This window comes from Rhodococcus sp. P14 (assembly GCF_000256505.1).
GTDB lineage: Bacteria > Actinomycetota > Actinomycetes > Mycobacteriales > Mycobacteriaceae > Rhodococcus > Rhodococcus ruber.
In genome coordinates this window covers 1-5,777 of sequence record NZ_AJFC01000291.1, presented here as the reverse complement: position 1 = coordinate 5,777, position 5,777 = coordinate 1, and the positions used below count along the sequence as shown (strand labels likewise).

Genomic DNA, 5,777 nt, shown 5'->3' with positions numbered 1-5,777 from the left:
GCGGCGGGGAGCCAGTCCTCGAGCGGGCGGCCGGCGATCCAGATGCGGTTGGATTCGGCCGGGTTCGCGGCGAAGGCGGCGTCGTCGAGTTCGCGGACCTCGAGGTGCGGTGCGATGCCGAGCGGGCGCAGGACCTGCTCGAGCGTGCCGACCGCGTCCTGGACCTGCTCACCGGTGCTGGCGCAGCGGCGGCACGTCTGTCCCTGGCTGACCAGGCGTTGCCAGACGATGGGCAGTGCCGTCATCGCGCACCCCTTCTCGGTTCGCGGGGAAGGTGGGAGTCGACCCGGCTCCAGTGTGGCCGACCCGGCCGGGCCGCAGGGCGTGTCCTGGTGGATCCGGCCGGACACGCCCTGCGCTCGGTCAGCTGCGGACGGCGCCGGGGACGAGTTCGGCGATCAGCGCCTCGACCCGCGTCTTGATCTCGTCGCGGATGGGGCGGACCGACTCGACGCCCTTGCCGGCCGGGTCCTCGAGCACCCAGTCGCGGTAGCTCTTGCCGGGGAAGACCGGGCAGGTGTCGCCGCAGCCCATGGTGATCACCACGTCGGAGGCTTCGACGGCGTCGGTGGTGAGGATCTTCGGGGATTGGGTGGAGATGTCGATGCCGAGCTCGGCCATGGCCTCGACGGCGGCGGGGTTGACCTGATCGGCGGGGGCGCTGCCGGCGGAACGGACCTCGACGGCGTCGCCGGCGAGGGCGGTGAGGAATCCGGCGGCCATCTGGGAGCGGCCGGCGTTGTGCACGCACACGAACAGCACGGACGGCTTGGTGGTCATCGAGGGAACCTTTCGGGTGTCAGGCGGTGGGAACGGCGGTGAGGTCGGCGAGCAGAGCGCGGACCCGGGCGTCGACGTCGTCACGGATGGTGCGGACGACCTCGAGGGATTGCCCGTCCGGGTCGGGGACGGTCCAGTCGAGGTAGCGCTTGCCGGGATAGACCGCGCAGGCGTCGCCGCAGCCCATGGTGACGACCACGTCCGCGGCGGCGACGACGTCGTCGGTGAGCGGTTTGGGGAACTCGGCGCCGAGATCGAGGCCGAGCTCGGCCATGGCCTCGACCACCACCGGGTTGATCGCCGCGATCGGCGCGGAGCCCGCGGAGCGGACGTGGACGCGGCCACCGGCGTGGTGATCCAGCAGGGCGGCGGCCATCTGGGAGCGGCCGGCGTTGTGCACACAGACGAACAGCACCTCCGGAACGTCCTTGGCGACGGCGCCTTCGGCCTGGGCCAGTGCGGTCAGGCGTTCGGCGGCGAAGCGCGGGGCGAGCGCGGTCAGGTGGGTGTAGACGGTCGCGGTGCGGCGCAGCGCCGCATAGGACTCGAACACCACCCGTTCGACGGTCTGCGGGGAGAAGATCCCGTCGTACTTGTCGGCGAGGTGCTCGGCGGCACGCTGGAGTACCGCCTGCGGCATGAGCAGTTCGGGCTGGTAGCGGTCGGAGTGGTCGGACATGTCGGCTCCCTGGCTCTCGGGCTTCACGAAGCGGCGGGGGTGGCGGAGGGGGCGAAGCGCTTGCGTAGGGCGAGCGAGACGTAGACGAGGCCGACGAGCACGGGCACCTCGATGAGCGGTCCGACCACGCCCGCGAGGGCCTGTCCGGAGGTGACGCCGAAGGTGGCGATGGCCACGGCGATGGCGAGTTCGAAGTTGTTGCCGGCCGCGGTGAACGCGAGGGTGGTGGTGCGCTCGTAGCCCAGGCCCATCGCCGCGCCCAGGAGGTAGCCGCCGCCCCACATGATCGCGAAGTACGCCAGCAGCGGCAGGGCGATGCGGGCGACGTCCCACGGGTGGGAGGTGATCTGCTCGCCCTGCAGCGCGAAGAGCATCACGATGGTGAACAGCAGGCCGTACAGGGCCCACGGCCCGATCCTGGGCAGGAACTTCTGCTCGTACCAGGTCCGGCCCTTGGCCTTCTCGCCGAAGTGGCGGGTAAGGAAGCCGGCGAGCAGCGGGATGCCGAGGAAGATGAGCACCGACTTGGCGATCTGCCAGGGCGAGACGTCGAGGGTGGTCTGTTCGAGTCCGAGCCAGCCCGGCAGCACCGAGAGGTAGAACCAGCCGAGGCCGGCGAACATGATCACCTGGAAGACGGAGTTGAGCGCGACGAGGACGGCGGCGGCTTCGCGGTCGCCGCAGGCGAGGTCGTTCCAGATGATGACCATGGCGATGCAGCGGGCCAGACCGACGATGATCAGTCCGGTGCGGTACTCGGGCAGGTCGGGCAGCATCAGCCAGGCCAGGGCGAACATCAGCGCCGGCCCGACGATCCAGTTGAGGACCAGCGAGCCGATCAGCATCCGCCGGTCGCCGGTGACGGTGTCGAGCCGGTCGTAGCGCACCTTGGCCAGCACCGGGTACATCATGATGAGCAGGCCGAGGGCGATCGGCAGCGAGATGCCGTCGATCTCGACGGTGGAGATGATGTCGCCGAGACCCGGGATCAGGCGGCCGAGCAACAGGCCGGCGACCATGGCGACGCCGATCCACACCGGCAGGAACCGGTCGAGGGTGGACAGCTTGCCGACCACGGCCGGGTGGTCGCGGGTGGTGGTCACGAGGCGACCTCCTCGAGGGTGCCGGCGGGCGCGCACGACGAGGTCGCGACGAGCCCGGATTCGACGGACAGCACCGCGGACAGCTGGGCCAGGGCGGCGGGGACGACCCGGTAGTGCACCCAGGTGCCGCGACGTTCGCAGTCGAGGAGGCCGGCCTCCCGCAGCACCTTCAGATGATGCGAGATGGTCGGTTGCGACAGGTCGAAGGACGGTGAGATGTCACACACGCAGCACTCGCCACCCTCGTGGCTGGCGATCAGGCTCAGCATCCGCAGGCGCACCGGATCGCCCAGGGCCTTGAACATGCGGGCCAGGTCACCGGCCCAATCGGAGGTGAGCGGCTCGCGGCTGAGCGGCGGGCAGCAGGGCTCGTCCCCGCGCGGCGGTTGATTCGGCATGCGTCTATATTGACGGTTGTCGAAACACGGCGTCAAACGGACAGCCGGCCCGGTCGAAAGGAAACCCTCCCGTGCACACACCCTCGGTGCTGTTCGTCTGCGTGAAGAACGGCGGCAAGTCCCAGATGGCCGCCGCGCTGATGCGCAAGGCGGCGGGTGACCGCATCGTCGTGCACTCCGCCGGAACGGCACCGGGTGCGGCGCTCAACGCTCTCTCGGTGCAGGTGCTCGAGGAGGTCGGCGCACCGGTGGCCGGCGAGTACCCCAAGCCGGTCGATCCGCAGCTACTGACCGAGGTCGACCTGGTCGTCACCCTCGGCCGCGACGCCCGCGTCGACGCGGCGCACGCGGAGAACTGGGACACCGACGAGCCGTCCGAGCGCGGCATCGACGGCATCGAACGGATGCGCCTCGTGCGCGACGACATCGCCGCCCGAGTCGACGCCCTCGCCGCCCGGCTGCTCGACTCCGCTTCCCCCACCCGCTGATCCGACCAGGAGAAACCATGAGCACCATCGCAGTCTTCGAACCGGCCCTGTGCTGCAACACCGGCGTGTGCGGCGACGACGTGGACCGCAACCTCGTCACCTTCACGGCCGACATGCAGTGGCTGAAGGATCAGGGTGCCACCATCACCCGCCACAACCTGGCCAACGATCCGCTGGCCTTCGCGCACACTCCCGCCGTCAAGCGCTTCCTCGAGGTCGCCGGCTCCGCCGGTCTTCCGCTCGTGCTCGTCGACGACGTCACCGTGCTCACCGGGCGCTACCCCGATCGGACCCAGCTCGCCGCGTGGGCGGGACTCGACGTCGCCGAGGCACCCGTCGGCGCGACGATGCTGAATGTCGCGGACGATGCCTGCTGCACACCCGGCGACGCCACCTGCTGCTGAGCCGTCGAGGACGAGGAGATCACCGGATGACCACCCCCACGTTTCTGACCGACCCGCCGAGGTTCGTGTTCTTCACCGGCAAGGGCGGCGTCGGCAAGACCTCCATCGCCTGTGCGAGCGCACTGCGTCTCGCCCGCGCCGGGAAGAAGGTGCTGCTGGTCTCGACGGACCCCGCCTCGAACGTCGGTCAGGTCTTCGGCCTCACGATCGGCAACGCCCTCACCGCGATTCCCGCGGTGCCCGGCCTGTCGGCGCTCGAGATCGATCCCGAGCAGGCCGCCGACGCCTACCGGGAACGCATCGTCGGGCCGGTGCGGGGATTGCTGCCCGACGCCGAGATCGCCTCGATCACCGAGCAGCTCTCCGGTTCGTGCACCACCGAGGTCGCCTCGTTCGACGAGTTCACCTCGCTGCTGACCGACACCGACGGCGAGATCGCGTCGTTCGACCACGTGCTGTTCGACACCGCCCCCACCGGACACACCATCCGGCTGCTGCAGCTGCCCGGGAACTGGACCGAGTTCCTCGCGGCGGGCAAGGGCGACGCGTCGTGCCTCGGACCGCTCGCCGGGCTCGACAAGCAGAAGGCCATGTACGCCGCCGCGGTCGACGCCCTGGCGGACCCGCGGCGCACCCGGCTCGTGCTCGTCGCCCGCGCCACCCGCTCCGCTCTCGCCGAGATCGACCGCACCCACGGCGAACTCGCCGCGCTCGGGCTGAGCCGGCAGCACGTCGTCGTCAACGGCGTCCTGCCGGCGCCGTCCGGCGACACGGACCCCCTCGCCCGCGCGATCCACCGCCGTGAACAGGCCGCGTTGGCGGGCATGCCGGCGGCGCTGAAACCCTTGCCGCTGGACCTGATCGAGCTCAAGGCCGCGAACATGATCGGTCTCGAGGCCCTCGGGACGCTGTTCGAGACGGCCGACGTCGGCACGGACCTCCCTCCGGAGATCGGTGCGGTGCCGGACGTCGCGGATGCACCGCTGCGCGCCCTGATCGACGACATCGAGCGGGACGGGCACGGTCTCGTGATGTGCATGGGCAAGGGCGGGGTCGGGAAGACCACGGTCGCCGCGGCCGTCGCCGTGGCCCTGGCCGAACGCGGGCACGAGGTCCACCTGACCACCACCGACCCTGCCGCACACCTGACCGACACCCTGCACGGCGACGTCGAACACCTCCACGTCTCGCGCATCGATCCCGCCGAGGCCACCCGCGCCTACCACGAGCGGGTGATGGCCACCAAGGGTGCGCACCTCGACGAGCAGGGCCGGGCGACCCTCGCCGAGGACCTGCGCTCCCCGTGCACCGAGGAAGTGGCGGTGTTCCAAGCATTCTCGCGGGTGATCCAGGAGTCCCGGCGCAAGTTCGTCGTCGTCGACACCGCGCCCACCGGCCACACCCTGCTGCTGCTCGACGCCACCGGGTCCTACCACCGCGACGTCACCCGGCAGCTGGGCCCGGGCCTGCACGCCGTCACCCCGATGATGCGCCTGCAGGACCCGGCTTCGACCAAGGTCCTGTTGATCACCCTCGCCGAGACCACTCCCGTGCTCGAGGCCGCGGGGCTCCAGGGCGACCTCGAACGTGCCGGCATTCACCCCTGGGCGTGGGTGATCGACAACTCCGTGGCCGCCGCCGCGCCCACCGCACCGCTGCTGCGCCGCCGCGCCGCCGCCGAACTCGGGCAGATCGACAAGGTCCGCACCGAACTCGCCGAGCGCTACGCGGTCGTGCCGCTGCTCGCGACCGAGCCGGTGGGAGTTCCGGCGCTGCGAGCACTCGGCGAGGCCACCACCCGCGTCGCCGCCCGGTAGATCACGGCCACGAAAGGCACGGCCCCACCCCGGTATCCGGGGTGGGGCCGCGTGTGGGAGGCAGGATCAGGCGCCCGCAGCCTCGAGGCCGGTGGTGAGGTCGGCGAG

At 70.9% G+C, this 5,777-nt stretch carries 8 protein-coding genes; 3 read left to right on the top strand and 5 right to left on the bottom strand.

The genetic code is table 11. The features are described from left to right. From OEY_RS0120370 to OEY_RS0120350, 5 genes are all read right to left on the bottom strand, one after another. On the bottom strand, window positions 1–245 hold a 245-nt coding region (locus tag OEY_RS0120370), incomplete at its 3' end, for a DUF2703 domain-containing protein (RefSeq protein ID WP_010595623.1). Between the two features lie 118 nt (window positions 246–363). Next, window positions 364–780 carry an arsenate reductase ArsC gene (locus tag OEY_RS0120365; RefSeq protein WP_006945074.1) on the bottom strand — a complete coding sequence of 139 codons (417 nt, stop codon included), beginning with the start codon at window positions 778–780 and terminating at the stop codon, window positions 364–366. A gap of 19 nt (window positions 781–799) precedes the next feature. Next, on the bottom strand, window positions 800–1,459 hold the full coding sequence (locus OEY_RS0120360) for an arsenate reductase ArsC (RefSeq protein WP_010595622.1): 660 nt from the start codon (window positions 1,457–1,459) through the stop codon (window positions 800–802). Window positions 1,460–1,482: 23 nt separating this feature from the next. Then, a complete protein-coding gene (gene arsB, locus OEY_RS0120355; protein ID WP_010595621.1) occupies window positions 1,483–2,562 on the bottom strand; it encodes an ACR3 family arsenite efflux transporter in 1,080 nt (359 codons plus the stop codon). Continuing rightward, on the bottom strand, window positions 2,559–2,960 hold the full coding sequence (locus tag OEY_RS0120350; protein ID WP_029540137.1) for an ArsR/SmtB family transcription factor: 402 nt from the start codon (window positions 2,958–2,960) through the stop codon (window positions 2,559–2,561). Before OEY_RS0120350 ends, arsB begins: the two co-directional genes overlap by 4 nt. A 71-nt stretch (window positions 2,961–3,031) precedes the next feature. Between OEY_RS0120350 and OEY_RS0120345 the strand changes: the two genes are divergently transcribed. The 3 genes from OEY_RS0120345 to arsA are packed head-to-tail and all read left to right on the top strand — an operon-like array spanning window position 3,032 to window position 5,669. Next, window positions 3,032–3,448 carry an arsenate-mycothiol transferase ArsC gene (locus OEY_RS0120345; RefSeq protein ID WP_010595619.1) on the top strand — a complete coding sequence of 139 codons (417 nt, stop codon included), beginning with the start codon at window positions 3,032–3,034 and terminating at the stop codon, window positions 3,446–3,448. A 17-nt stretch (window positions 3,449–3,465) separates the two neighbouring features. Continuing rightward, window positions 3,466–3,852, top strand: coding sequence for an arsenite efflux transporter metallochaperone ArsD (gene arsD / locus OEY_RS0120340; protein ID WP_010595618.1), 387 nt, complete (start codon window positions 3,466–3,468; stop codon window positions 3,850–3,852). A 26-nt stretch (window positions 3,853–3,878) separates the two neighbouring features. Further along, complete coding sequence (arsA, locus tag OEY_RS0120335; protein WP_010595617.1) at window positions 3,879–5,669, top strand: arsenical pump-driving ATPase; 1,791 nt, start codon at window positions 3,879–3,881, stop codon at window positions 5,667–5,669. Window positions 5,670–5,777 lie beyond the last annotated feature (108 nt).